This window comes from Streptomyces sp. NPDC058525 (assembly GCF_042719495.1).
Taxonomy (GTDB): domain Bacteria; phylum Actinomycetota; class Actinomycetes; order Streptomycetales; family Streptomycetaceae; genus Streptomyces.
The window spans coordinates 80,291-107,060 of sequence record NZ_JBHXNP010000005.1 but is presented as its reverse complement, the minus strand read 5'-3'; the positions used below and the strand labels follow the sequence as shown (position 1 = coordinate 107,060).

Genomic DNA, 26,770 nt, shown 5'->3' with positions numbered 1-26,770 from the left:
CTCCTCGCTGAATTTCTTTTCTGGCCCGGTGGGGCGCAGGGGTGGCTCGGGTGCCGGTCGAAGGGTACCGAGGCCAGGTAGAGCCGATGCAACGCCACCCTCGCGCGTTCTTCACCCTAGTCCAGATCCGCACGGTTGTTCGATCCCCCGAGGGGGTGAAGGAAACATCACGTTCCCTTCCAGGCATGAACCATTTAGGGTTCGGGCACGTCCTCATGAACAACCTGGCACTCAGCCGGGGGAGGATGGAACTGCAACGAGCGAACGACTGACAACGCGAAACCGTAAAGCAACGCAATACGGCTCCTTCGCCGCCAACCGGCAACAGCCGGCCAGCTTCGGAAGGAAGTTTCGAGGAAAAGCCGCGAGCGGGAACGTTTTCGGCCTGGTTGGATGTTGACCCTGGTACGACAGCTCGTCGAGCTAGAGAAGAGGCGACGTGACTACTGTTCTGACACCCGCGACCCCGCTGACGGCCGCTGACCGATGCGACCGTTGCGGCGCCCAGGCATATCTGCGCGTCGTCCTGCTGAGCGGCGGTGAACTGCTCTTCTGCGCCCACCACGGTCGCAAGTTCGAGCCGGAACTCAAGAAGATCGCCGCGGAAATACAGGATGAGACCGAGCGGCTCACGTCCGCTCCGGCTGCCCATGCCGAACCCGAGGACCGCTGACACAGGCCTGTTCCTCGCATCCGACGAGCCAGGACCGGCCAGGCCGGTCGACGGGCGGCACCCCTGAGACCCAGGGGTGCCGCCCGTCCTCACATCCGGGGCCGGCGGCTACGGCCGCCGCTCGCCCGTAGCCGCCGGCTGCGGTCCGTGCACCGTGCGATGCCCCTGTACGGGCCCTGCACCGACCCCGGAGGCCCTTCCGGGGCCGGTCCGGGACTCCTGCACCCCGGCGGGCTGCGCGCCGCTCTCCTGGGCTGTCACGAAGCCGACGAGCGGTGCGATGCGCGTGTAGACCCCCGGGCTGTCGGCCCGCCCGCAGCCGCGCCCCCACGACACCAGGCCGATCAGCCGACCCTGGGCCACCAGCGGTCCCCCGCTGTCGCCCTGGCAGGCGTCCTTGCCGCCGCTGTCCTCGCCCGCGCACACCATCGATTCCGCCTGGTACTGCCCGCTCGCGTCCCCCGGGTAGGCACGCCCGCAGACCTCGTCGGACAGCACGGTCACCCGCGCGGCACGCAGCGCGTACGCGTAGTCGCCGAAGCCGCTGGTGTCGCCCCAGCCGTATACGGCCGCCTCGGTCCCGGGCGCGTAGGCCGAGTGCCCCGCTCCGGCCATGGGGATCACGTAGTGCGCCGGCAGGGACTCGGCGAGCTCCAGGACGGCGAGGTCGCCGGCGTTGCTGGCGGGGTCGTAGTCCGGGTTCACCCGGGCGCCGCGCACCGCGATCTCCCGGCCGTCGCTCGCCCGCAGCTCCGTACGCCCGGCGACCACCCGGAGGTCGCCGACCGACTCGACGGAGCCGCCGAGCACGTCGCGGCCCAGGCAGTGGGCCGCCGTCAGCACCTTCGACGGGGCCACCACGACGCCCCCGCAGAACTGCCCGCCGCGCGTACCCCCGAACCGGTCACGGCTGGCCAGGGCCACCACCCAGGGGCTCTCGCCGACCTTCACCGGCTTGCCGCCGATCACCACGCTGTCCGCGGCCGCCTGCGGCGCCTGGGCCAGGGGCGCCACGACCGCTCCCGCCGCCAGGGTCAGCGCTCCCGCCAGAGCGCGGGCAATGGGACGACGCATGAGGCCTCCTGACTCCGAGTGTGCATGACTCCACCCAGAGTGGGATGCCCGGTGGCCGTGCGCACCCGCGCGGCCACCGGCGCCGCTAGTCGGTATCGGTCCCGGTTTCGCTGCCGGACGGGCCGGTCAGTCGAGGTAGTCGCGCAGCACCTGGGATCGGGAGGGGTGGCGCAGCTTCGACATGGTCTTGGACTCGATCTGGCGGATGCGCTCGCGCGTGACGCCGTAGACCTTGCCGATCTCGTCGAGGGTCTTGGGCTGGCCGTCCGTGAGGCCGAACCGCATCGAGACCACGCCGGCCTCGCGCTCGCTGAGGGTGTCGAGCACCGAGTGCAGCTGCTCCTGCAGGAGCGTGAAGCTCACGGCGTCGGCCGGGACGACGGCCTCGGAGTCCTCGATGAGGTCACCGAACTCGCTGTCGCCGTCCTCGCCGAGCGGCGTGTGCAGGGAGATCGGCTCGCGGCCGTACTTCTGGACCTCGATGACCTTCTCGGGGGTCATGTCGAGTTCCTTGGCCAGCTCCTCCGGGGTGGGCTCGCGGCCCAGGTCCTGGAGCATCTGGCGCTGCACGCGGGCGAGCTTGTTGATGACCTCGACCATGTGCACCGGGATGCGGATGGTGCGGGCCTGGTCGGCCATCGCGCGCGTGATCGCCTGGCGGATCCACCAGGTCGCGTACGTGGAGAACTTGTAGCCCTTGGTGTAGTCGAACTTCTCGACCGCGCGGATCAGGCCCAGGTTGCCCTCCTGGATCAGGTCCAGGAAGAGCATGCCGCGGCCGGTGTAGCGCTTGGCGAGGGAGACCACGAGGCGGAGGTTGGCCTCCAGCAGGTGGTTCTTCGCGCGGCGGCCGTCCTCCGCGATGATCTCCAGCTCGCGCTTGAGCTTGGGCGCCAGCTTGTCCGAGTTCGCCAGCTTGTCCTCGGCGAACAGTCCGGCCTCGATGCGCTTGGCGAGCTCGACCTCCTGCTCGGCATTGAGCAGCGGGACCTTGCCGATCTGCTTGAGGTAGTCCTTGACCGGGTCGGCGGTGGCTCCGGCGACGACCACCTGCTGGGCCGGGGCGTCGTCCTCGTCGTCCGAGATGACGAAGCCCTTGTTCTCGCCGCCCTCGTCCTCCTCCTCGCCTTCGGCCTTGGCGGCGTCGGGACCCTCCTCCGGGGTCTCCTCGTCACCGGCCTCGTCGGCGTCCTTCTTGGAGGCGGTCTTCTTCGCGGCCGTCTTCTTGGCGGCGGTCTTCCGGGCGGGTGCCGCCTTCTTCGCCGCCGTCTTCTTGGCCGCCGTCTTCTTCGCGGGTTCGGTTCCGGGCTCGTCGGCGAGGGCGTCCGCGGTCTCCGGGTCCGTGGTCTCGGCCGCCGGGGCCGCCGCCGCGGTCGCCACGGGCTGGGCCGCCGTCGTCTTCGCCGCCGTCTTCTTGGCGACGGGTTCGGTGGCCGTCCGCTTGGCCGGGCTCTTCGCTGCGACGCTCTTGCGGGTGGTGCGCTTGGGCGACTCCGCGGCACTGACCATCAGCGTCACACCCTCTTCCTCGAGGATCTGGTTGAGGCTGCGCAGAACATTCTTCCACTGGGTCGCAGGAATCTGGTCAGCCTCGAAGGCCCGACGCACGTCATCGCCGGCGATCTGCCCCTCGGCCTTGCCCCGCTCGATGAGCGCCATCACAGACTCGGAATCGGCGATCTCCGGCGGGAGCGTACGGGATGTGCTGGCCGACACGAACAACCTCTCGGAACGATGGGAACGGCTTCCGACCCCGGGCCTGGTGGTGCTGGACCGGAGCCGACGACCACCGACTGGGGATGGGCCGGGGGCGCGGGCAGGGGCCGGGGAGCTGCACAGCACCCGCAAGGGCTGCTGTCTTCCCTCCGTCGGCCATCACCTCTTAGGTCATCGCGTGACCTCGCAGAGCGTTACGCCCAATCTTCGTGGCCCGAGTCACACCCCGTATGCGCCAATGCCGGTCATAGGGTCATACGCATGGTTCTGCGGGGCCGGGATGCGGCACCGCACGCCGGTGTCGCCGGCCCCTCCCCCGGACTCCGTCCGGGGGACTTCCAGGGCCCGGCGACACGTCGTGTACACCCCGCGCCCCCGCGCGTACGGCCGTCAGTGCTCGCGCGGGGCGGGGACCACGCGCTCGACCTCCGGATGCACCGTCAGGAGCTGGCGCATGGCGTTCTCGGCGCCCGTCGCATCACCGGCGGCGAGGGCCTCGACCATCCGCGCGTGGTGCGCGACGGAGGTCTCGCTCGGGCGGTCGCAGGCGGTCACCGGGCTGCCGGAGACCTGGAGCGCGGCGGTGACGATGCCGGAGAGGTGCTCGAGCATGCGGTTGCCGGCGACCTGGATCAGGAGCGCGTGGAACTCGTTGTCCGCGCGGGCGAAGGTGATCGAATCGCCCTGCCCGAGGGCGTGGCCCATGATCTCGACCATGTCGGCGAGACGCTGCTGGATGTCGGGGCGGCCGTGCCCGGCGGCGAGGCGGGCGGCGAGCGGTTCGATGGTCAAGCGGAGCTCGCCCAGCTCGCGGCGCTGGTCGTCGCGCTGGGGGCCGAAGGCCCGCCACTCGATGATGTCGGGGTCGAGCAGGTTCCAGTCGGCGACGGGGCGGACCCGGGTGCCGACGTTCGGGCGGGCGCTGACGAGGCCCTTGGCCTCCAGGACCCGGAGCGACTCGCGGACGACGGTCCGGGAGACCTCGAAGCGCTGGCCGATCTCCTCGGGGACCAGCGGGCGGTCCGCTCCGAGGTCGCCGGAAACGATCATCTGGCCGAGCTGCTGGACGAGTTGGCCGTGCAGTCCGCGGCCGCGGCTGCCGGCCGCGCGGCGGCCGACTCGGCTCAACTCGACGTCGGCGCCGTCCCAGTGGGGCGCTCCGACCCGGTCGGACCCTGGGGTCTCCGCGTAGGGGTAGCGGTCGAGTTCGCCCGGGCCGGCGAGGCCGGAGTCGGCGTGGCGGGCGGCGGTCATCATGGTGTGCGCAAGGGTACTCACGAATCCTTTGTCGGCCGTGCCTCCATCACCCTTGAGGTCTTTGGTGAAAAGCACACGAAAGGGTGATCGGTGCCACCTGCGCAATTGACGACTTATCGTAAAGAACCGGGCCTTTTACGGGGAGTTGCGGTCCGCAACACGCGAGGTGGACTCCAACGGTCCCGTACGGCCCTTCTGTGCATCGGAACGATCACCAACGGACCCGGCTGCGCAGTCCGGTGAACCCATAGGCGCACAACAGGACCATCAGCGACAACACCAGAGCGGTGCCGACGGGTTGGGCCATCACCCGCAAGGCCCCCGTGACCAGGCGATCCGCCTCCGGCGGCCACTGCACCCAGGCCAGGCTCCGCAGCCGGGGTCCGAGCCCGGTGACCGGGTAGGCGGACGAACCCTCCAGCACCTTGCGCACCAGTGGCACCACCAGCACCGGTACGGCGACCACCGCGGCCAAGCCCGCGGTGGCGGACCGGAAGACTCCAGAGGCCAGGACACCGGCCCAGGCGCAGCCGATGAGCAGCCCGGCCCAACTCGCGGCCGGGGAAAGCCACTCGGACGGGGCGTGCAGCGGGCCGCTGTGGTCGAAGACGAGGGCCAGCGCGGCGGCGTCGGCCACCACCACGAGGGCGCCCAGCAGGAGGGCGAGGACGGCGCAGACACCGAGTTTGGCGGTGAGCAGCCCCATCCGGCGGGGCACGGTGCCGCGATCGGCGGCGAGCGCGGGGTAGCGGTACTCCTCGCCGAAGGCCAGGGCCCCGAGCAGGCCCGCGCCGAGTGCCGCGGGCGGCAGGGGCAGCAGCTCGGGCCAGGCGGCGAGCAGGCGGTTCTGCGGGGTGTGCCCTGCCCGGGCCAGGACGAGCGCGGTCAGGACGGAGACCACGGCGACCAGCGCGGCTGTGAACACCGGTGTGGCGGTGCCGAAGACCCGCAGCAGCTCGTAGCGCAGCGGCCGCACCGGCCCGCCGACGCGGCGCACCGCCGAGGCGGGCCGCCGCGACCTGGCACGCCGGGACCGCCCGCCCCAGTCGGCCTCGTCCGAAGCCGTCCCAGGATCGACTTCGGCCGCCTCGCCGGAGGCCGTCTCAGCCCCCGCACCGCGAACCGAGTCGGCGGCGGTCCGGGCATGCGGGACCGGCGGCGTCGGAGCGCCGGTGTCGCCGGTCTCGTCGGCGAGCCGGTGCACCAGCACGCCGTGCTTGAACGCCGCCTCCCCGACCTCCGCGCAACTGCTGCCGTACACCGACAGGCGGCTGCCGCTCTCCTCCACGATCTCCACCGCACGCTGCGCGGCCCGGGCCTCCCGGCCCAGTACGTCGGCCAGCCGGGCCGCGTGCGGGGTGCGCACGGCGACCCTCGGCCGCAGCCGGGTCCGGGCGAACTCGGCCGCGTCCTGGTCGGCGACGAGCCGCCCGGCCTCGACGCTGACGACCCGGTCGGCGTTGCGCGCGGCCTCCTTGGCGTCGTCGGTGGTGAAGAGCACCGCTCCGCCGAGCGAGGCGTGGCCGCGCAGCAGCCCGTACAGCCAGCCGCTCTCGCGGGGCGAGAGGCCGGCGGCGGGCTCGTCCAGCAGCAGGGTGCAGGGGTCGGCGAGCAGGGCCGCGGCCAGCGCGACCCGGCGTTCCATGCCGAGCGAGAGCGAGCCGAGCCGCTGGTCCCGCAGGCCCGCGATCCCGACGACCTCGAGCATGGTGTCGGCCCGGGAGGCCGGCACCCCCGCGGCGGCGCAGAGCATCCGCAGCTGGTTGCGTACGGTGCGCGCGGGGTTGCCGGGGACATCGCCGAGCAGTACGCCGACCTCACGGCCGGGGTACGGGATCCGGTGCAGCGGGCGGCCGCGGAAGTAGGTGACGCCGCGGCCCCGTTCGAGTTCGAGCATGAGCCGCAGTGCGGTGGTCTTGCCCGATCCCGGCTCGCCGAGCAGGGCGGTTACGCTCCCCGGGCGGACCTCGAGAGTGAGGTCGTCCACGAGGGGCGGGGCGTTGCGACGGGGGGTGCTGGTGAGTCCGATGGCCTGGAGCATCGCTTCTCTCGCGGGGTGTGAGACCGCTCTGCGGCAGCGTGAGTACCGCAAGCAAGATAACGCGATATGTCCGATTTGCTGCGCAACCGGTCCGATGGGATGCCGATATCGCCATCGGATTGGGCCACGAGGCCGAGCCTGCGCCGGGGGCCGGGCGCGGTGGTGCGGCGTCAGACCTCGGGACGCAGCATCGGCGGGTTGAGCAGGGTGGCCCCGCCCGCCCGGAACAGCTGTGCCGGGCGCCCACCCTGACGGGTCGTTGTCCCTCCGGCCGGCACCAGGAACCCGGGGGTCCCGGTGACCTTGCGGTGGAAGTTCCGCGGGTCGAGGGCCACGCCCCAGACGGCCTCGTAGACCCGGCGCAGCTCGCCGACGGTGAACTCGGGCGGGCAGAAGGCGGTGGCCAGGGAGGAGTACTCGATCTTCGAGCGGGCCCGCTCGACGCCGTCGGCGAGGATCCGGGCGTGGTCGAAGGCGAGCCCCGCGGAGCTCTCCTCCTCGGATGCCAGCAGTTCGTCGACGGGGGCCCAGCGGGCACTGTTGGCGTCCCCGCCCGCCCGGGGGGCCGGCAGGTCCGGAGCCAGCACCAGGTGCGCCACGCTGACCACGCGCATGCGCGGATCGCGCTTCGGATCGCCGTACGTGGCCAGCTGTTCCAGATGGGCCCCGTTGCCCGCGCCCGGCACGACGGGGTCGTGGGCGCACAGCCCGGTCTCCTCGGAGAGCTCGCGCGCCGCGGCCCCCGCCAGGTCCTCGTCACCGCGCACGAATCCGCCGGGCAGCGCCCAGCGCCCCTGGAACGGCTGCTCACCCCGCCGGACGACCAGCGCACACAGTGCGTGGCGCCGCACGGTGAGCACGACCAGGTCGACGGTGACGGCGAAGGGCGGGAAGGCCGACGGGTCGTAGGGCGACATGCCGCGATCATAGTCGTCTGCCTGACGATAAACAGCGCTTTGGTGACCTTGGAGCCGCCGTTCTGCGGGCCGGGGCGTCCCGCCGGACCGCCACGACGCCCCTGGTGCGGTGGCCCGGACGGTCGGCCGGTCACCGCACTAGCCTCCCAGTTGGAGCGCATCTGCGGCCTCCTCCACCATGCCGAGGCCGAGCCGGCTGACCCGGACGGCGAAGGGCTCCCCCGATACCCGCAGGCCGGAGAGGCGCAGGGCCCCGAGGGGTGCGCCGGGGAGCGGGACGAGGGCGACCGTGCCCGCGGGGGCGTCGGGGCGGATTCCGGCGAGGGCGGTCAGGACGTGGATCCCGGCCGCCGCCGCCACCGCGGCCGGGCGGCAGGCCGCCGGGTGCGGGAGCGGGGCGCTGTGGGAGACGCGCTGCTCGGCCGCGAACATCTCCGGCAGCCGGTAGCCGAAGGTCTCCGCCGCGTCCAGCAGGCCCCGGAGCAGGCCCGCGGCCTCCTTCTCGAAGCCCGCCTGGGCCAGTCCGGCGACCGCCACGGCGCTCTCGTACGCCCGCACCGCACCCGAGCGGTGCCCGAAAGGGTTGTGGCCGGGCTCCTTGACGGCCATGCTCCGCAGCCCCCATCCGCAGTCCATGGCGGGGGCTCCGAGCAACCGTGCCACCTGCTCGGTGCGGGCCCGGTCCAGGAGCCCCGGGGCGAGCCTGCCTCCGCCGAGGAGGCCGGTGTCGAGCAGGTGCGCGGCGGCCCCCGTGAGCCGGGGCAGCGGCCGGCCGTCGGGGTGCAGGGCCGCCGCGGGCCGGCCCCCGTCCGGGCCGTCGATCCAGAACCCGGCCCGGAACCGCTCCCGCAGCGCGGCCGCCCACTGCCGCCACTCCTCGGCTCCGGGCCGCCCGCACGCGGCGAGCAGATCGGCTCCGAGCAGCGCGGCCCGGTGGGCGTGGGCCTGGGTCTCGCAGCGTCGGGGGCCTGGGTCGGGATCGGCCAGGAACCCGTCGTCGCCCAGAGCTCCGCGCAGCCAGTCGAGGCATCCCTCGGCGGCGGGGAGCAGCCGGGCCACCTCGTCCTCCGGCATCCCCCAGAGCCGGGCCTCGGCGAGCACCGCGGGGAAGGCGAGGGTCGCCTCCGTGCCGGTGCATCCCGGTGGGAGCTGGGGGCCGGCCCCGCGCAGCGGGCCCGGGATCTTCCCCGCGTCGGGGCCGCTTCCGCCGTTCTGGTTGCGGGCCAGGATCCGCAAGGTCGCCTCGGCGAGCCCGGTACCGAGCGGCAGCGCCATCCGCGCGGCCCAGAGCGACTCCGCCGGGGCCAGTCCCAGACGCCAGGGCACCCCCGCGGCCACGAAGGCACCTCCCGGTTCCCCGGGATCTCTCATCAGCAGCGCCCTCAGGTCCGCGACGCTGGTCCGGAACCATGCCTCGGCTCTCGGGTCGTCCCCTTCGGCCCGGGCGTCGGCGAGCGGATTCGCCACCTGCCCGGCGGACGCCCGCGTGACGCGGTCCTGCGTGGTCCGCAGTTCGATGGTGCGCGACTCGCCTGGACCCAGTTCGAGCACCCAGCGCAGCAGCCCGGACGAGGCCAGCGCGTCGTCCGGCGGCGGATCGGCGGCGGTGACGGCCTGCGCCCCGCCGGTGGTCCACCTCAGCCCGGCGGCGTGGACGGCGGCGGGCAGTTCCGGCCCGGGGTGCCCGGCGGCGACGGCGGCCAGCTCCGCGAGGTCGGTGCCGAGCAGCACCTCCACCGGCAGCCGGACCGGCCGGGAGGCGAAGCTGCGCAAGGTGATCCGCTCGGTGCCGTCCGCGTGCCGGACCCGCTCCACTCCGATGTCCGGGTCGGGGCCGGGCTCCGCCCCGGTGCGGACGGTCGCGGTGAAGGCGGCCCGGTCGGCTCCGAGGCTGCGCCCCTGGACGGACACCGGGTCCCGCCCGCCGACGCGCAGCACGCAGCGGGCCAGCAGCCGGCGCCCGGCGCGGTAGATCCCGTCGATCCCCCGCCCCGTCAGCTGGCCGTGTTCGGGCGAGATGGCCAGGCAGGGCGCGGCGACGCAGATGAGGGCGCCGTGCACGGGCGGCAGGTCGAGCCTGCGGGCGACAGGCACGCCGGGTGGTCGGAGTGGTGCGGGGTGAGACATGCGTCGCCTTGTCTGCGCTCCGGTCGGTTCAGCTGGGCGGCGGCGCGGCCGGGCCCCCGCCACCCTCCAGGGGAACGCCCTCACCCCCGCCCGGGTCACGGGCCGCGGCGCCGGCCGCGCGCAGCCGAGGCGAAGCCGCCGCCGCACGATGGCCACCAGGGAGCTCCGAACGCACCGCAGCGGGCTGCCGCAGCAGTGCGGGCGGGGGCTCACTGCCCGCTCCCCGCGGTGCGGCGGGACTCGCGGCTCGGAGCCTGCTTGCCCCGGCGGCCGCGGGGACGCGAACCCGCCGGGCGACGGCCCCGCCGTGGTTCGCGGCGCCGCCGCTCCTCGCGCAGGCACTCGCGCAGTCCCTCGGGGTCGATGCCCTCGTTGCAGGCGTGGTGGAGCAGCTGGGCGAAGCGGTAGTCGGCGTCCGCCCGCAGGGCCAGGCCGAGGACGATCCGGGCGGTCGGCTCGTCCCCGGTGGACCAGGACACCCAGCCCGCGAGGGTGAGCGGCGCCGCCGCGTGCTCGCCGTACGCGCCGACACAGCGGCGGGCGAGGGCCCGCCACAGCCGCAGGGCGGGGGCCGCCTCCTCGTCCTCCATCCATTCGGCCGCGATGTCCCGGATCTCGCGGTCCTGGAGGCCGAGGATCAGCGCGGCCGCCTCGTCGTGGTCGAGCAGTGCGTCGTCCCGGTCGTCGGCGTGGGTTCCCTCGGCGGGCGGGGCGAGGGTGATCCGCCGCATCAGCACCCGGGCCAGCGCCAGGGTCTCGGCGCCGACCTCCTCTCGGGTTGCCCCGTCGAGGATCTTGGGCACGAGGGCGGCGGCCGCCCGGTCCAGGGCCAGCTCCATCTCCGCGGCCACGGCGCCGCGCAGGGGCGCCAGCCGTCCCTCGATCTCCTTGAGCGAGCCCCGGACCTGGAGGCCCGCGAAGGTCGCCGCCGCGGCCATCACCGAGGTGCCGACCGCGGCCAGCGGGCTGCCTTCGGCGGGGCAGCAGCGCTGGTCGGGGCAGACGTAGGACCAGAAGCGGCCCGCGGACAGGCACAGCGCCTCGAGGACGGGCACGTCCAGGGCGCCGCAGGCCAGCCTGATGCGCTGGGCGAGCGGACGCAGCCGGGTCATCACCCGCTGCCCGCTCTCGCCGCCGTGCGGTTCCTGGCAGAGGAAGACGACGATGCCGTCGGGCCTGCCCCCGCGCCGTTCGCTGCCGCGGATCAGGCATTCGGCCACTTGGCGCGCGGTGTCCTCCCATTCCGCGGAGGTGGCCGGAATGCCGACGCGGAGCCGGCCGCCGAAGCGGCCGCCCTCGCCGTGCACGGCGACCATGACGAGGGAGTCGGTGGGGTGGAAGCCGAGCATGTAGGGCAGCGCGTCGGCCAGCTCGGCCGGGCTGCGCAGGCTGATCCGTGAGTCGGTGGTGGATCCGGCGGTGCTGGTGGACGGCCGGTCGGACGGGTTGCGTGATGCGTGGTCGTTCGTCATGTCCCGAAGGTCCCGCGCAAGATCCGATCCCGAAAGCCCTGTGGATAACCAAATTCAAGCTTCAACATCCACAGCCTCAGGGCGGCATTGGCGCGATGTCAGAGACATCGGGTTGCATGGGGGCATGAACGCAGACCTGAGGTCCTCGGCCGACTCCGTACTGGCCCGCCTCGTGGGCGACCCCACGGGCACGGCTCGGCTGCGCGAGGACCAGTGGCGGGCGATCGAAGCGCTCGTCGCGCACAAGCGCCGGGCGCTGGTGGTCCAGCGCACGGGCTGGGGCAAGTCCGCGGTGTACTTCGTCGCCACCTCGCTGCTGCGGGCGAGCGGCGCCGGCCCCACCGTGATCGTCTCCCCGCTCCTCGCGCTGATGCGCAACCAGGTCGAGGCAGCCGCCCGCGCCGGGATCCGCGCCCGCACCATCAACTCCGCCAACCCCGAAGAGTGGGAGGGCATCCAGGCCGAGGTCGCGGCGGGCGAGGTCGACGTCCTGCTGGTTAGCCCCGAGCGGCTCAACAACCCCGACTTCCGCGACCAGGTCCTCCCCAAACTGTCCGCCGCGACCGGCCTCCTCGTCGTGGACGAGGCCCACTGCATCTCCGACTGGGGGCACGACTTCCGCCCGGACTACCGCAGGCTGCGCACCATGCTGGCCGACCTCCCGCCGGGCGTCCCGGTGCTCGCCACGACCGCCACGGCCAACGCCCGCGTGACCGCCGACGTCGCCGAACAGCTCGGTACCGGCGCGGGTACGGACGCGCTCGTGCTGCGCGGCCCGCTGGACCGCGAGAGCCTGAGCCTGGCCGTGCTCACCCTGCCCGACGCGGCGCACCGGCTGGCCTGGCTCGCCGACCACCTCGGCGACCTGCCCGGCTCCGGCATCATCTACACGCTGACGGTCGCGGCGGCCGAGGAGGTCACCGCGTACCTGCGCCACCGCGGGCACACGGTGTCCTCGTACACGGGGAAGACGGAGAACGCCGACCGGCAGCAGGCCGAGGACGACCTCCAGGCCAACCGGGTCAAGGCACTGGTGGCCACCTCCGCCCTCGGCATGGGCTTCGACAAGCCCGACCTCGGCTTCGTCGTGCACCTGGGCTCCCCCTCCTCCCCCATCGCCTACTACCAGCAGGTCGGCCGCGCCGGCCGCGGCGTGGAGCACGCGGAGGTGCTGCTCCTGCCCGGCCGGGAGGACGAGGCGATCTGGCAGTACTTCGCATCGGTGGCCTTCCCGCCCGAGGAGCAGGTGCGCCGCACCCTGGACGTACTCGCCCAGGCCGGGCGGCCGTTGTCGCTGCCCGCCCTCGAGCCGCTGGTGGACCTGCGCCGCACCCGGCTGGAGACGATGCTCAAGGTCCTGGACGTGGACGGCGCCGTGCACCGGGTCAAGGGCGGCTGGACCTCGACCGGCGAGCCGTGGGCCTACGACGCCGAGCGGTACGCCTGGGTGGCCCGGCAGCGGGCCGCGGAGCAGCAGGCCATGCGCGACTACGCGGCGGCCACCGAGTGCCGCATGGAGTTCCTGCGCCGCCAGCTCGACGACGAACAGGCCGCCCCCTGCGGCCGCTGCGACAACTGCGCCGGAGCCCGGTTCACGGCGGACGTGTCCTCCGCCGCGCTGGACACCGCCCGCGGTGAGCTCGGCCGTCCGGGCGTGGAGCTGGAGCCGCGCAAGATGTGGCCAACCGGACTCGCGGCGGTCGGCGTCGACCTCAAGGGCCGCATCCCGGCCGGGGAACAGGCCTCCACGGGCCGGGCGCTCGGCCGGCTCTCCGACATCGGATGGGGCAACCGGCTGCGCCCGATGCTCGCCCAGCAAAGCCCGGACCAGCCGATTCCGGACGACGTCGCCCAGGCCGTGGTAGCCGTCCTCGCCGACTGGGCCCGCGGTCCGGGCGGCTGGGCCTCGGGGGCCCCGGAGGCGCCGGCCAGGCCGGTGGGCGTGGTCGCTCTGCCCTCGCGCAGCCGCCCCCAGCTGGTCGGTTCGCTGGCCGCGCGCATCGCGGAGGTCGGGCGGCTGCCCCTGCTGGGGACGATCGCGTACACGGACCAGGTCCCGGAGTACGGCCTGCCCTCCTCCAACAGCGCCCAGCGGGTAAGGGGGCTCCACCAGGCCTTGAGTGTGCCCCCGGCCCTGGCGGCGACGCTGGCCGAGGCAGCGGGACCGGTCCTCCTCGTGGACGACCGCGCGGAGAGCGGATGGACCCTCGCCGTGGCCGCCCGGCTGCTCCGGCGGGCAGGCGCGAAGGGGGTGTTTCCGCTGGTGCTGGCACTTCAGCCATAGCCGAATGCGTCATCTTCGGCCTGACGGGGCAAGGATATGAACGGCATACCGGCGAATTCCGGTCCACGGCTCCAATTGCTCGTTGCCGCATGCTCGCGGGCCACGCGAGAATTGGAGTGCTCCCGCCCGGCTCCCCGGCATCCTCCTGGGCCGTGCCGCGGCGCGCCCACACTCCAGCCGTGCCCGTCCGCGGGCGTGTACCCGAAGGGAGGACCGTGACCTTCGGATTCGCCCCGCACTCGACCACGTCCCTGACAACGGCCACCGGCGGCGCCAGCCGGCACGGTCGGCTGCTGGAACCCGCCGAGTGGACGGCAGCGGGCATTCCCCTGCTGCGCAATCCGCGCGAGGTGGTCAGCGGGCTGCACTCCCGGCACAGCCCCGTGCCCTCGACCGCGGTCATCGCCGTCCTCGGCCCGGAGGAGCAGCTCGTCGCGAGCGCCTCCTTCGTGCAGCGGTCGGCGACGGCCGACGGCTGGGAGTACCGCAACGCCCTTCTGTCACGCCTGCGCCGGGTCATCCCGCACGACCTGCGGCGCCGGACCCCGGTCCGCACGGCGGTACTGCTCTACTGCCGCGAGGGCGACGAGCGCTGGACCGAGGAGGACGGTGCCTGGATGTGGGGGCTGCGCGATGCCTGCACCCTGCACGGGCTGCGCTGCGGGGCGTACATCACGCTGACCTGCGGGGGCTGGCAGGTGCTGGGCGAGGGCCGGGGCGGCCGGCGGCCCAGCTCGGACTCGCGCCCCGAGCAGCTCGGCGACACGGTGGCCGAGTTCGCCCCGATCGCCCTGCACACCGGTGGCGGCGCGGCCGAGGCACTGCGCCGGACCGCCGCACGCTGACCCCCGTACGACCGCCCGCCGACCCGGCACGCTGACCTTCGTACGGTCTGTGGGCCGAACGGGTGCGTACGGCGCATCGGCCCTCGGGCTTCAGCGGGGCCGGCCCACGGCCCGCCCCGCCCCACCCTTCGTCCGTGCCGGGGTACGGGGCGTCAGACGCCCGCACCCAGCACGGAGTTGATCTGCTGCGGGTCACCGCACACGATCAGCAGCGCACCGGCCCGGGTGAGCGCGACCGGCAGGGAGCCCACGACCGTGTCGGCCGCTCCGCCGTTGACGGCGAAGACGACGACGGGACGGCCGGTGGCGCGCTGGACCTGAGCGGCGTCCGCGTAGAAGACGTCGTCCCCGGCGTCGTGCAGGGCCCAGTACGCGGCCTCGCCGAAGGACAGCTCGTGAGCGGCCCACGGGTGCGGGTCGCCGGTGGTGAGCACGAGGATGTCACCGGGCGCGCGCCCGGTGTCGAGCAGCAGGTCAACGGCCTCTTCGGCCGCGTCGAGCGCACCTTCGGCGGAGGCCGGGATGAGCTGGATCTGCGGCACGGCCGCCGAGACGGACGGCGCCGCGGGTGCGGCGGGGGCTGCGGGGGCTGCGGGAACGGGTCCGGGGGTGGCCTGCGGCGCACGCTGCGCGGGCGGGGCGGGCCTGGGGGCGGTACCACCCGCGCGGCCTGCCGCTGCGGGGGAGGGACCGGGGCGTCCGGGCCGCGGGACGGCTGCGGGACGCGGACCAGGTACGGGACGGGGGGTCTGCGCGGTGCGGCTCGGTGCCGGCGTGACGCGGGGACCCTGGGCACTCTCGTGAATCTGAGGCTCCTCGATGGCGTGGTGAGAGGCGTGACGTGATGTCTATCAAACACCGGTACGAAACGTACCGGCCGGTGGCACGTGAGTGCGATCAGAAATCGAAGCCGAGTTGGCCTCCGTTTTCCAGCTCGACCGACTCCTCGCTGCGGCGCACCTTCTTGAGGTGGCGCCACTGGGGAAGGGCGTCGAGGTACGACCAGGAGAGCCGGTGGTAGGGGGTCGGCCCCAGCTCCTGCAGCGCCGCCTTGTGTACGGGCGAGGGGTATCCGGCGTTGGCGGCGAAGGCGAACTCCTCGAAGCCCCCGCCCTGTCCGCCGAGGTCGGCCATCATCCGGTCGCGCCGGACCTTGGCTATGACGGAGGCCGCCGCGACGGCGACGCAGGACTGGTCACCCTTGATCACCGTGCGGACCTGCCAGGGCGCGCCAAGGTAGTCGTGCTTGCCGTCGAGGATGACCGCGTCGGGCCGCACCGGCAGGGCCCCGAGGGCCCGTTCGGCCGCGAGCCTCAGGGCTGCGGTCATCCCCAGCTCGTCGATCTCCTCCGGGGAGGCGTCGCCGAGTGCGTAGGCGGTGACCCAGGTCTCCAGGACGTCGACGAGGGCATCGCGTCGCTTGGGAGTGAGCAGTTTGGAGTCGGTGAGCCCGGCGGGCGGCCGGCGCAGACCGGTGATCGCCGCGCACACGGTGACGGGACCGGCCCAGGCCCCTCGTCCGACTTCGTCGACCCCGGCGATGACCTTGGCGCCGGTGGTTGCACGGAGGGAGCGTTCGACGGTGTGGGTGGGTGCTTCGTACGGCATGGCGCCAGCAAGGTTACGCCGCCCCGCGCCGCCTGCACACCCCGCCCCGGGTCGGGCCCCGCTCCGGCCGCCCCGCCGGGCCCCGTCCGCCCCGCACCCGGTCCCGCGCCGGGCCCTTCACACGGGCCGACGGGGCCCTCGCCCCGTCGGCCATCTCCGCGATGAGCACCCTCCTCCTTCGCTCCCGCACACCCTCCCGCAACCTCTCGGCGCCACCGCGCCCCCCTCCGCGGCGGCTCCGCCCCAGCCCGCTCGATTCCCTACAGCACCGGCCTCCTGATCAGCCGCCGGGCCCGTCCGCATACTCCGGACCGGACCACTCCGCCCACCGCCGACCGCGGGACAGGTCGCACTCGTGAAGCAGTGGCCCGAGCCGCACACCGCGGCCCGCCCGGCCTCCCCAACACCGCGCCGGGAATCGCCCGTTCGAGTTCGGGGCGGGACCGGGGCGCCGCCGAGGGGCGGGATCTCGGGGGCCGCGCGGGGTCCGCCTAGTACTCGCTGCGGCTGCCGAAGGCGCCGAGACGCGAGCAGACCTCGTTCGTGGCCGTCACCGGCCGCTCGCGCAGGATCTGCCGGGCCCTGCGCTCGCCCAGGCTCATGGCGTACCAGGGGACGTCCCCGGCCCGGGAGATCTCCTGGCTGATCCCGTGCAGGGCACAGGAGCGCCGGGGCTCGGGCAGCCGGTCGAGGGCCGGTACTGCGTCCGCCGACAGGCTCTGGAAGTAGGCCAGGTCGATCTTGCCGTCCGCCTCGAAGCGGGCCACGTTGCGCTCGGCGACCATCCCCTCCGGGGAGAGCAGCCCGAAGGCCAGGACGGCGGCCGCCGCGCTCCCGGCGACCGCGCGCGGCAGCCAGCGGGCGCCGAACACCCCGGCGGCCATGATCAGTACGAGGACCAGGCCCAGCCACATCTCCATCGCGGTCACGGACACCCGCAGGATCGTCAGCCCGTACGCGTCCACGTACAGGTCCATGCGGCGCAGCGCGGACGCGACGACGACCAGCGTCAGCGCGCACAGCACGCCGAGCACGACGCGTACGAAGCGTCGGTCGCCGGCTCCGGAACGCGGGGCCCAGCGCAGCGCCAGTGCGATCACGACGAGGGTGAACAGGGTGGCCCAGAGCAGCTGCCAGAAGCCCTGCCGCGCGTACTCGGCGTACGTGAGGCCGGTGCTCTTGAGGACCTTGTCGTACCCGCCGAACAGGACGGCGAGCTGCACGGCGTTGAAGCCGGCGAAGAGCAGGTTGAGCACGATGAGCGGGAGGCCCCATTCGACGCGGGAGCGCGCCTTGCCGGGAGTCACCTTGATCCGGTCCCAGCGCAGCGGGGCGGCGGCCGCGCGGGCCGCCGCCAGCGCGAGGAGGGAGCCGAACAGGAAGAGGACGATCCGGAGGGGTCCGTCCTCGATGGAGATGTCGGGCGTCAGCCCGCTCAGCAGATCGGCGAAGGCCGCGTCGGCGGAGGCGAAGAGCGTGCCGAAGAGGAGCAGGAGGACCAGGGCCACGACCACGGCCTTGGCCACGGGCAGCCAGCGGTCCCTGCTGACGCCGCCGCGCGAGCGCAGGCCGGCCCAGGCCCAGCCCAGCCCGGAGACGGCGGCCTCGAAGACACCGAGCGGGCTGAGCAGCACGCCGGGCCAGGTGCGGCTGCCGTGCAGGGCCAGTGCTCCGAGCAGGAGGGCGGCGAGGATCGCGAGGGTGGACGGCCACGCCGAATCGCGCAGGGCGGGCACGGCGAGGAGGGCGAGGCAGCCGATCGCCCAGAGCAGGGTCCAGGGGCGGGCGCTGCGACGGGCCTCGCGGGCGGCGGCGTAGGCGGCGACCACGGCGGGCACGGCGGCGAGGAGCAGGCCCGGGCCGATGCCGTCACCGAGGAGCAGGGCTGCGCAGAGGCCGGTGACCAGCGTCGCGGCGAGGGTCACGGCGCCGATGGGGGCGGCTTCGGCGGGCCGCACCTGGACCACCCAGGCGGGCGGGGCGGAGGCCGCGGCCGCCCGGGCGACGGCGGCCCGGTGCCAGGCCTGTTGCTGCTGCCAGGCCTGCCAGGCGGCGGCGTCGGCCGGGGTTCCGGTGCCCATGGACGGTACCGCCGCGGCCGGTGGCGCCTGTTCGGCCGCCGGCTTGTCCGCCGGCTTGTCCGCCGGCTTGTCCGCCGGCCTATCCGCGGCCGGCTGTGCGGCGGCCGTGCCCTCGGTCCGGTCCGCGGCCTTGTCCGCCCCGTCGGCGTTCTCCGGCATCGGGTTCCCCTCCCCTGTCGGCCGCTCCGGGTTCGGGTGGGGCGGCGGAGCGGACAGCGTAGGCCGACACGAGGGAGTTTTGAACAGGCTCAAAAGGGTCCTGTGGCAGGACCGTGACAATCGGAAATCCGAGGCTTCACCCTGCGGAAGCCCACCCGGCCCCGCCCGGGCCGACGGCCGCTAGCGCGCCACCGTCTCCGGCAGCCAGGCCGGCAGGGCCTCGGTACGCGCCAGCCACGCGGCCGGCAGCACCTCGTCGCCGCGCGCGCCCAGCACGCCGCCGACGATCGCGCAGGTGGTGTCCACGTCGCCGCCCACCTGCGCGGTGGTCCAGAACGCCCGCTCGTAGTCGTCCAGCGACCGCGCCGCCGACCACAAGGCGAAGGGCACGGTGTCATGGGCGCTCGTGCGCCGCCCGCAGCCCAGGACCGCCGCGACCGTGGTCGCGTCGCCGTAGTCCAGCATGTCGCGCGCACGGCGGATCCCGGCGCCCACGGCGCTGCGCGGCACCAGGGCGATCACCCCGTCCAGCAGGTCGGCCGCCTTCGGCGGGCCGGCCGGGTCCGCGGCGATGGCGGCCGCCGCGGCGACGGCCATCGCCCCGCAGACGGCCTCGCGGTGCTGGTGGGTGGTGTAGGCGGAGATCTCCGCCTGGTGCGTGGCCTGCTCGGGGTCGTCCGCGTACCAGGCCCCCAGGGGCGCGATCCGCATGGCGGCGCCGTTGCCCCAGGAGCCCTGGCCGTTGAACAGTTCGGCGGCGAGCGTGCGCCAGTCCTGGCCCTCCCGGACCAGCCGCAGCATCCGGTTCACGGCGGGCCCGTAGCCGCGGTCGAAGTCGTGGTGGTGGGCGAAGGAGCTCGCCAGGGCGTCCTGGTCGATGCGTCCGTGCTCGGCGAGCACGGCCACCACAGAGCAGGCCATCTCCGTGTCATCGGTCCACTGCCACGTCTCGGAGCCGATGGGCAGTTCACGCCGCTTGAGCAGCGGGTAGTTCACGGGGACGAAGTACTGGGAGCCCAGGGCGTCCCCCAGGGCCAGCCCGCGAAGGCTGGACAGGGCGCGTGCGTAGCGCCGTTCGGAAGTGGAATCAGGCGTCATCGCGGGTCACTCTAGCCGTCCAGGTCGTAGGGCTCAGGTGTGGTCCAGCGCTCAAACGGGCGGTCCATCCGATACCGGCCGTCCGGGCCCAGCAGCAGCGTCCGGAATTCGCCGTTCTCGGGATTGGACAGGGCCTCGAACTCCGACACCGACCAGTGGAACCAGCGCATGCAGAACAGCCGCATGGTGAGCCCGTGCGTCACGAGAAGTACGTTCTGCGGATGGTCGGGGGCCTCGAAGCTGCGGTAGAGGCTCTCCAGGAAGGACCCGACCCGGTCGTACACGTCGGCGCCCGACTCGCCCTGTGCGAAGCGGTAGAAGAAGTGCCCGTAGGCGTCCCGGTACGCCTTCTGGAGCCGTACGTCGTCCCGGTCCTGCCAGTTGCCCCAGTCCTGCTCGCGCAGTCTCGGCTCCTCGCGCACCCGGACCCGCGTGGGGTCCAGCCGCAGCTCCCGGAAGGTCTGCAGGGTCCGGCGGTACGGGGAGACGTACGCGCTGATCGTCTCGTTGCCGAAGAGCTCGCGCAGCCGTACGCCGACCGCCGCGGCCTGCTCGCGCCCGGTCGCGGTGAGCCGCAGGGCGTGGTCGGGCTCGCGTTCGTACACCGAGTCGTCGGCATTCCCCTCGGATTCCCCGTGCCGGACGAGGACGATGCGCCGTGGTCGAACCATTCCACGACCCTATTCGGCCATCGGCGGGCCCACCGACCGGGGCACGCCGATAGGCCTTCCCGATCGTCGTACGGTCACACCGGGTCAGACGGTCCAGGAGGGTTCGAGGTCGACGACGTCACCGGTCAGGGCCTCGACGTCGGCCTGGATCTGGGCGCGCAGGGACAGCCGCTCGACCCGCTCCTGCCGGTACTTGCCGTGCTCGGCGGCCGCGTGCCACATCGACAGCACCAGGAACTCCCGGCCCGGAGCCTCGCCGAAGAGGCCCCGGACCATGCCGGGAGACCCCGCCATGGCCGGATTCCACACCTTCTCCTGCATGAGGGCGAAGTGGTCGACCCGACCCTCACGGACCCGGGTGTGCGCGACCCGGACCACGTCGGCGTCGGTGAAGCGCGGCTCGAAGCCGGTCTTCACGTCGAAGCGGTGATCGAAGAGGGTGACGCGCAGGTCGGTGTACGTGCCGTTCTGCGCTGCGGCCAACCGGTCGTGGCTGCGGGCCATGAAGGAGTCGTAGAAGGAGCGGCTCTCCCAGAACGCGAAGACATGCGCGACCCCCTGCCGGCCTCGGCTCCAGCCGCCGCCCTGCCCCCGGAATCCCGGCTCGCCCGGCAGCCCCGCCCATTTTCGCTGCCCCCGCTCGAACCCGCGTCGGTCCGTCACCGTGCAGCGAATCCACTTGACCAGCACGGCGCCATCGTACGGTCCCGGCGCGGCCCGGGTCAGTCCCCGGCGAGGTACATCCGTACCAGTTCGACCGCATCTCGCTCGGGCAGCCGAAGGCCGAACTCCCGGTCGATTACGCCGAGCAGTGCCTCGGGGGCGACCGTGTCGCGCTCCTCCCGCCCGTCGGGGTGCAGCCGGACGAGCTCCCGCCCGACCAGCGTCCGGCGGAGGTCGTCGCCCGGGTGCTGGACGATGACCCGGCCGATGAAGGCGGAGCGGGGATGGGTGGAGCTGTAGTGGTTGAGCAGGAGGTAGTCGACGGGGTGGTACCGCTGTGGGGAGAACGCGTACAGATCACGCCAGGTTCCCCCGCGGAGGAAACACAGCACGAGGACTCCGTCCGCCTCCTCCCGGACACGATACGTCCACGCCTCCTGCCGCACCTCCGCGCCCGGGCGCCCGAGCGGGACGGGCTCGCGGGGCCCCTGATAGCCGAACCCCGCGTCGCACAGCCATGGTTGACCGTCGACGGTGACGACGAGGACGGCGTGCGTCACCGGGGTCAGGGCGTCCCCGCGGGTGCGGTTGCGGGCTCCCCGTCCCGATACCTCGAAGCCGATCCGCTCCAGGGCGGCGGCCAGCAGCGAGTTCTGCTCGTAGCAGTAGCCGCCGCGGCGGGCGTGCACGAGCTTGTCCTCGATCGACTTGACGTCCAGCTCGACGGGGCGGCCGAACAGGACGTCCAGACTCTCGAAGGTGATGGCACCGGTGTGGGCCCGGTGCACTGCGTACAACGTCTCGAGGTCCGCCCGGAGTTCCCCGGCTTCCCCACTCCCGCGCCTGCCCCCGCCCCTGCCCCTGCCCGACATCCCGATCCGCGCCAGATACGCGTCGAGGTCCAGCTCGTCACCGCTCCACATGGCTCCCCCATCCCCCTTGATCCGCTCTCACCGCACCATGATCGGCACGAGGGCCCCGCACACCAACCCCCTCTGCGCCGATCGTCCGGCGGTGAACTGGGAATCTCCCGCAGCTGCCCCGGGGGCCGGAACGCCAAGGGCGGCGGAGCCCGATAACGAGCCCCGCCGCCCTGAACTGCTGTTTCACGCCCAGCCGGCGCCCGCTGTCAGCCGCAGCGGCCGGTGCGTCAGCTGCAGCCGCTGGTGGAGCCGCAGCCCTCGCAGATGTAGCAGGAGCCGGCGCGCTGCATCTTCGTACCGCAGGAGAAGCAGAGCGGGGCGTCGGCGGAGACGCCGAGCTGCATCTCGACCAGTTCGGCGTTGCTGTGCGCCGTCTTCGGAGCCGGGACCGGCACGGCGGGCGCGACCGGCCTCGGGGCCGACGGCACCGCGGCCAGCGGGGCCGACTGCGCCAGGGACTCGGTGTCCAGCTCGTCCTCGAGGGGCTCGTAGGAACCGGTGTCCAGGTGGCGCTGGCGCTCCTCGGCGGTGTGGATGCCGAGGGCCGAGCGGGTCTCGAAGGGCAGGAAGTCCAGCGCCAGGCGGCGGAAGATGTAGTCGACGATCGACTGCGCCATCCGCACGTCCGGGTCGTCCGTCATGCCGGCCGGCTCGAAGCGCATGTTGGTGAACTTCGAGACGTAGGTCTCCAGCGGCACGCCGTACTGCAGGCCGACCGAGACGGCGATCGAGAAGGCGTCCATCATGCCCGCGAGGGTCGAGCCCTGCTTGGACATCTTCAGGAAGACCTCGCCCAGACCGTCGTCCGGGTAGGAGTTCGCGGTCATGTAGCCCTCGGCGCCACCGACCGTGAAGGAGGTGGTGATGCCCGGGCGGCCCTTGGGGAGGCGCTTGCGGACCGGGCGGTATTCGATGACCTTCTCGACGGCCGCGCGGATGGTGTCCTCCGCCTTGGCGGTGACCTCCTCCTTCTCCTCTTCCTTCTTCTTCGCGGAGAGGGGCTGGCCGACCTTGCAGTTGTCGCGGTAGATCGCGAGCGCCTTGACGCCCATCTTCCACGCCTCGAAGTAGATCTCCTCGATCTCCTCGACGGTCGCCGTCTCCGGCATGTTGACCGTCTTCGAGATCGCGCCGGAGATCCAGGGCTGGATCGCGGCCATCATGCGGACGTGGCCCATCGCGGAGATGGAGCGCTCGCCCATCGCGCAGTCGAAGACCTCGTAGTGCTCGGTCTTCAGGCCCGGGGCGTCGACGACCACGCCGTGCTCGGCGATGTGGGCGACGATCGCCTCGATCTGCTCCTCCTGGTAGCCCATGCGGCGCAGGGCCTGCGGGACGGTGCCGTTGACGATCTGCATCGAGCCGCCGCCGACGAGCTTCTTGAACTTGACCAGGGCCAGGTCCGGCTCGACGCCCGTGGTGTCGCAGGACATCGCGAGACCGATGGTGCCGGTCGGCGCCAGGACGGAGGCCTGGGAGTTGCGGAAGCCGTTCTTCTCGCCGAGGCGCAGGACGTCCTGCCAGGCCTCGGTCGCCGCGGCCCAGATCGCGTTGTCCAGGTCCTCGGTGCGCGGCGCGACGGCGTTGGCGTCGGCGTGCTGCTTCATGACGCGCTTGTGGGCGTCGGCGTTGCGGGCGTAGCCGTCGTACGGGCCGACGATCGCGGCCAGCTCGGCGGAGCGCTTGTAGGCGGTGCCGGTCATCAGCGAGGTGATCGAGGCGGCGAGGGTGCGGCCGCCGTTCGAGTCGTACGCGTGGCCGGTGGCCATCAGCAGGGCGCCGAGGTTGGCGTAGCCGATGCCCAGCTGCCGGAAGGCGCGGGTGTTCTCGCCGATCTTCTGCGTCGGGAAGTCCGCGAAGCAGATGGAGATGTCCATCGCGGTGATGACGAGCTCGACGACCTTGGCGAAGCGCTCGGCGTCGAAGGACTGGTTGCCCTTGCCGTCGTCGTTCAGGAACTTCATCAGGTTGAGCGAGGCGAGGTTGCAGGACGTGTTGTCCAGGTGCATGTACTCGCTGCACGGGTTGGACGCGGTGATGCGGCCGGACTCGGGGCAAGTGTGCCAGTTGTTGATCACACCGTCGTACTGGATGCCCGGGTCGGCGCAGGCCCACGCGGCCTCGGCGAGCTTGCGGAAGAGCGCCTTGGCGTCGACCTTCTCGATGACCTCGCCGGTCATGCGGGCGCGCAGGCCGAACTCGGTGCCGTTCTCGACGGCCGTCATGAACTCGTCGTTCACGCGGACGGAGTTGTTGGCGTTCTGGTACTGGACGGACGTGATGTCGTCGCCGCCCAGGTCCATGTCGAAGCCCGCGTCGCGCAGGGCGCGGATCTTCTCCTCTTCCTTCACCTTGGTCTCGATGAAGGCCTCGACGTCCGGGTGGTCCACGTCCAGGACGACCATCTTGGCCGCGCGGCGGGTGGCGCCGCCCGACTTGATCGTTCCTGCGGACGCGTCGGCGCCGCGCATAAAGGAGACCGGACCGGAGGCGTTGCCGCCGGAGGAGAGGAGCTCCTTGGAGGAGCGAATCCGGGAGAGGTTCAGGCCGGCGCCGGAGCCGCCCTTGAAGATCATGCCCTCTTCCTTGTACCAGTCGAGGATCGACTCCATGGAGTCGTCGACGGCCAGGATGAAGCAGGCGGAGACCTGCTGCGGCTGGGGCGTGCCGACGTTGAACCAGACCGGGGAGTTGAAGCTGAAGATCTGGTGCAGGAGGGCGTAGGTCAGCTCGTGCTCGAAGATCTCCACGTCGGCGGGCGAGGAGAAGTAGTCGAAGTCCTCGCCGGCCTTCGTGTACGTCTTCACGATCCGGTCGATCAGCTGCTTCAGACCGGTCTCGCGCTGCGGGGTGCCCACCGCGCCGCGGAAGTACTTGCTGGTGACGATGTTCACCGCGTTCACCGACCAGAAGTCGGGGAACTCGACGCCACGCTGCTCGAAGTTGACCGAGCCGTCGCGCCAGTTGGTCATGACGACGTCGCGGCGCTCCCAGCTCACCTCGTCGTACGGGTGCACGCCGGGGGTGGTGTGGATGCGCTCGATACGCAGGCCGCCCTTGGCTGCCTTGGTCCCCTTGGCGCGGGAACCACGTGCCGAGCTGCTCGCCGTCTCTGTCATGCCAGGCCTCCCATATGCGGGCAAAAACGCCCTAAAGTGCCAGCGTTATTCCGCGGCACGGTGCTGTGTCTCTGTATCTACGTCTCTTCGCGCGACTCACCGGCCACACCGCGACGCGCGAGCGCCGCGGGGAGGGCCGTCCGGTCAGTCGGCGGCGGAGGCGGGCACGGGGACCGGAACGGTCCCACCGTGCTCGCACTCTTCGGGGTGAGGCCGCCGCTCGCGCAGTTCCGCGATGGCGGTCTCGAAGTCTTCAAGGGTGTCGAACGCTTTGTACACGGATGCGAACCGCAGGTACGCGACCAGGTCGAGCTCCTGCAACGGGCCGAGTATGGCCAGACCCACGTCGTGGGTGGTCAGCTCGGCGCTCCCGGTGGCGCGCACCGCCTCCTCGACCCGCTGGCCGAGCTTGGCGAGGGCGTCCTCGGTGACCGGCCGCCCCTGGCACGCCTTGCGCACGCCGGAGATGACCTTGGTACGGCTGAAGGGTTCGGTCACCCCGCTGCGCTTGATCACCATCAGCGAGGCCGTCTCCACCGTCGTGAAACGACGGGAGCAGTCGGGGCACTGACGGCGCCGGCGGATCGACGTGCCGTCGTCCGTGGTGCGGCTGTCGACGACGCGGCTGTCGGGGTGCCTGCAGAAGGGGCAGTGCATGGTTCCCTCACCCTCCCTCTTGGCACGACTGAATCGCCCCACGAGACCCCTGAACGGCAGAGGCGGACTCTGCCGGGGGTTCCTGGAGCAGCCACCAGCATATGCGATCCCGGGAGCCTCGGAGGACTCAGGGACCACAACTTCTGGGCGGCCGCGCCCATCCAACCACTAGATCTTGGGTTGTGGTGGATTTGGCCGACTCCGCGTGTCGCGTCGTCCGATAGCCGGATACGGGGCCTTCCGGTGCCACACTGGGCCCGGACCCGAAGGGTCCCGACCCGACCGGGAAGGGTACCGTAAGCAGCGGATGCCGAGCCGAACCCGCGTTCGGCGAACCGTTCGCCCATACACCGCTCGATTTACCCGCGAGGGACGATCTGCGATTTTTCACTCGAACGTGTGTTTGGCGCAACCTTTCGAAAGCAACTACCGTTGTCCAGCTAGGGAGAACATTTCGAGAGGGGCCGACGTGACCACCACCGCAGACAGTGCCGCCATCACTGCCCAGAACCGCTCCCAGAGCCGACTTGAGCCGGTGCATGCCATGAACGACGCAAACCTGAACCCGGAGGCGGAGCCCGTACGCCCCGCACGCTCGCTGCCAGGTCGACCTCCAGGCATCCGCGCCGACAGCTCCGGGCTCACGGACCGGCAGCGGAGGGTCATCGAGGTCATTCGCGACTCCGTGCAGCGGCGGGGTTACCCGCCGTCGATGCGGGAGATCGGCCAGGCGGTCGGCCTGTCCAGCACGTCCTCCGTCGCCCACCAGCTGATGGCCCTGGAGCGCAAGGGCTTCCTGCGCCGCGACCCGCACCGCCCCCGAGCCTATGAGGTACGCGGCTCCGACCAGCCCAGCTCGCAGCCCACGGACACCACCGGCAAGCCCGCCGCCTCCTACGTTCCCCTGGTCGGCCGGATCGCGGCCGGCGGCCCGATCCTCGCCGAGGAGTCGGTCGAGGACGTGTTCCCGCTCCCCCGCCAGCTCGTCGGCGACGGCGAGCTCTTCGTCCTCAAGGTCGTCGGCGACTCGATGATCGAGGCGGCCATCTGCGACGGGGACTGGGTCACGGTCCGCCGCCAGCCGGTCGCGGAGAACGGCGACATCGTCGCCGCCATGCTCGACGGCGAGGCCACCGTCAAGCGCTTCAAGCGCGAGGACGGCCATGTCTGGCTCCTCCCGCACAACTCCGCCTACCAGCCGATCCCCGGTGACGAGGCGACCATCCTCGGCAAGGTCGTCGCCGTACTGCGTCGGGTCTGACCCCGCCGCCTCCGTCCAGCCCCCGGGATCCACTGCGCCGGTCCCGGGGGTTGCCCTTGTTTCCGGTGGTTCTGGTGGTCCCCGTGCTTCCCGAGGACCACTTCTCCCTTGCTCCCGGCCGCTG

At 72.6% G+C, this 26,770-nt stretch carries 20 protein-coding genes; 4 read left to right on the top strand and 16 right to left on the bottom strand.

The window, feature by feature from the left end; genetic code table 11:
* The first annotated feature begins 439 nt into the window (after positions 1-439).
* Positions 440-673, top strand: a complete 234-nt coding sequence (locus ACFWP3_RS04535; RefSeq protein WP_030028922.1) for a hypothetical protein — start codon at positions 440-442, stop codon at positions 671-673.
* A gap of 108 nt (positions 674-781) precedes the next feature.
* Here ACFWP3_RS04535 and ACFWP3_RS04530 read toward each other — a convergent pair whose 3' ends face one another.
* The 7 genes from ACFWP3_RS04530 to ACFWP3_RS04500 all read right to left on the bottom strand — a co-directional run bounded on the left by ACFWP3_RS04530 (position 782) and on the right by ACFWP3_RS04500 (position 11,277).
* A complete protein-coding gene (locus tag ACFWP3_RS04530; RefSeq protein ID WP_384216080.1) occupies positions 782-1,747 on the bottom strand; it encodes a serine protease in 966 nt (321 codons plus the stop codon).
* 126 nt (positions 1,748-1,873) lie between these two features.
* Positions 1,874-3,469: an RNA polymerase sigma factor gene (locus ACFWP3_RS04525; RefSeq protein WP_384216078.1), complete on the bottom strand. Its 1,596-nt coding sequence runs from the start codon at positions 3,467-3,469 to the stop codon at positions 1,874-1,876.
* A gap of 384 nt (positions 3,470-3,853) precedes the next feature.
* Positions 3,854-4,741: a FadR/GntR family transcriptional regulator gene (locus ACFWP3_RS04520; protein ID WP_384216076.1), complete on the bottom strand. Its 888-nt coding sequence runs from the start codon at positions 4,739-4,741 to the stop codon at positions 3,854-3,856.
* Positions 4,742-4,931: 190 nt separating this feature from the next.
* The gene (locus tag ACFWP3_RS04515; protein ID WP_384216074.1) at positions 4,932-6,761 is read right to left on the bottom strand and encodes an ATP-binding cassette domain-containing protein; all 1,830 of its coding nucleotides are present in this window, start codon (positions 6,759-6,761) and stop codon (positions 4,932-4,934) included.
* Between the two features lie 170 nt (positions 6,762-6,931).
* Complete coding sequence (locus ACFWP3_RS04510; protein ID WP_384216072.1) at positions 6,932-7,678, bottom strand: NUDIX domain-containing protein; 747 nt, start codon at positions 7,676-7,678, stop codon at positions 6,932-6,934.
* A gap of 138 nt (positions 7,679-7,816) precedes the next feature.
* Positions 7,817-9,805: a glycogen debranching N-terminal domain-containing protein gene (locus ACFWP3_RS04505; protein ID WP_384216070.1), complete on the bottom strand. Its 1,989-nt coding sequence runs from the start codon at positions 9,803-9,805 to the stop codon at positions 7,817-7,819.
* Positions 9,806-10,014: 209 nt separating this feature from the next.
* A complete protein-coding gene (locus tag ACFWP3_RS04500) occupies positions 10,015-11,277 on the bottom strand; it encodes a DUF4192 domain-containing protein (RefSeq protein WP_384216068.1) in 1,263 nt (420 codons plus the stop codon).
* A 124-nt stretch (positions 11,278-11,401) separates the two neighbouring features.
* Between ACFWP3_RS04500 and ACFWP3_RS04495 the strand changes: the two genes are divergently transcribed.
* Together ACFWP3_RS04495 and ACFWP3_RS04490 are read left to right on the top strand one after the other, a co-directional pair.
* Complete coding sequence (locus ACFWP3_RS04495) at positions 11,402-13,561, top strand: RecQ family ATP-dependent DNA helicase (RefSeq protein ID WP_384216066.1); 2,160 nt, start codon at positions 11,402-11,404, stop codon at positions 13,559-13,561.
* Between the two features lie 215 nt (positions 13,562-13,776).
* Positions 13,777-14,406, top strand: a complete 630-nt coding sequence (locus ACFWP3_RS04490; RefSeq protein WP_384216064.1) for a hypothetical protein — start codon at positions 13,777-13,779, stop codon at positions 14,404-14,406.
* Positions 14,407-14,558: 152 nt separating this feature from the next.
* On the opposite strand, the gene ACFWP3_RS04485 is transcribed toward ACFWP3_RS04490, so the two are convergent.
* The 9 genes from ACFWP3_RS04485 to nrdR all read right to left on the bottom strand — a co-directional run bounded on the left by ACFWP3_RS04485 (position 14,559) and on the right by nrdR (position 25,385).
* Complete coding sequence (locus ACFWP3_RS04485) at positions 14,559-15,227, bottom strand: hypothetical protein (protein ID WP_384216148.1); 669 nt, start codon at positions 15,225-15,227, stop codon at positions 14,559-14,561.
* 76 nt (positions 15,228-15,303) lie between these two features.
* Complete coding sequence (locus tag ACFWP3_RS04480) at positions 15,304-16,014, bottom strand: ribonuclease HII (protein WP_384216062.1); 711 nt, start codon at positions 16,012-16,014, stop codon at positions 15,304-15,306.
* Positions 16,015-16,505: 491 nt separating this feature from the next.
* A complete protein-coding gene (locus ACFWP3_RS04475; protein WP_384216060.1) occupies positions 16,506-18,254 on the bottom strand; it encodes a DUF4173 domain-containing protein in 1,749 nt (582 codons plus the stop codon).
* A 180-nt stretch (positions 18,255-18,434) separates the two neighbouring features.
* Positions 18,435-19,352 carry an ADP-ribosylglycohydrolase family protein gene (locus tag ACFWP3_RS04470; protein ID WP_384216058.1) on the bottom strand — a complete coding sequence of 306 codons (918 nt, stop codon included), beginning with the start codon at positions 19,350-19,352 and terminating at the stop codon, positions 18,435-18,437.
* An 11-nt stretch (positions 19,353-19,363) separates the two neighbouring features.
* Positions 19,364-20,023 carry a histidine phosphatase family protein gene (locus ACFWP3_RS04465; RefSeq protein WP_384216056.1) on the bottom strand — a complete coding sequence of 220 codons (660 nt, stop codon included), beginning with the start codon at positions 20,021-20,023 and terminating at the stop codon, positions 19,364-19,366.
* An 84-nt stretch (positions 20,024-20,107) separates the two neighbouring features.
* Positions 20,108-20,713, bottom strand: a complete 606-nt coding sequence (locus ACFWP3_RS04460; protein ID WP_030709623.1) for a YdbC family protein — start codon at positions 20,711-20,713, stop codon at positions 20,108-20,110.
* A gap of 32 nt (positions 20,714-20,745) precedes the next feature.
* Positions 20,746-21,558: an arylamine N-acetyltransferase gene (locus ACFWP3_RS04455; RefSeq protein ID WP_384216146.1), complete on the bottom strand. Its 813-nt coding sequence runs from the start codon at positions 21,556-21,558 to the stop codon at positions 20,746-20,748.
* Positions 21,559-21,836: 278 nt separating this feature from the next.
* Positions 21,837-24,728, bottom strand: a complete 2,892-nt coding sequence (locus tag ACFWP3_RS04450; protein ID WP_384216054.1) for a vitamin B12-dependent ribonucleotide reductase — start codon at positions 24,726-24,728, stop codon at positions 21,837-21,839.
* Between the two features lie 144 nt (positions 24,729-24,872).
* Positions 24,873-25,385 (bottom strand): transcriptional regulator NrdR, encoded by a 513-nt coding sequence (gene nrdR / locus ACFWP3_RS04445; RefSeq protein WP_384216052.1) that lies wholly within the window; start codon positions 25,383-25,385, stop codon positions 24,873-24,875.
* A 469-nt stretch (positions 25,386-25,854) separates the two neighbouring features.
* Here nrdR and lexA point away from each other — a divergent pair, with 469 nt between their 5' ends.
* The gene (lexA, locus tag ACFWP3_RS04440; RefSeq protein WP_384216050.1) at positions 25,855-26,646 is read left to right on the top strand and encodes a transcriptional repressor LexA; all 792 of its coding nucleotides are present in this window, start codon (positions 25,855-25,857) and stop codon (positions 26,644-26,646) included.
* Positions 26,647-26,770 lie beyond the last annotated feature (124 nt).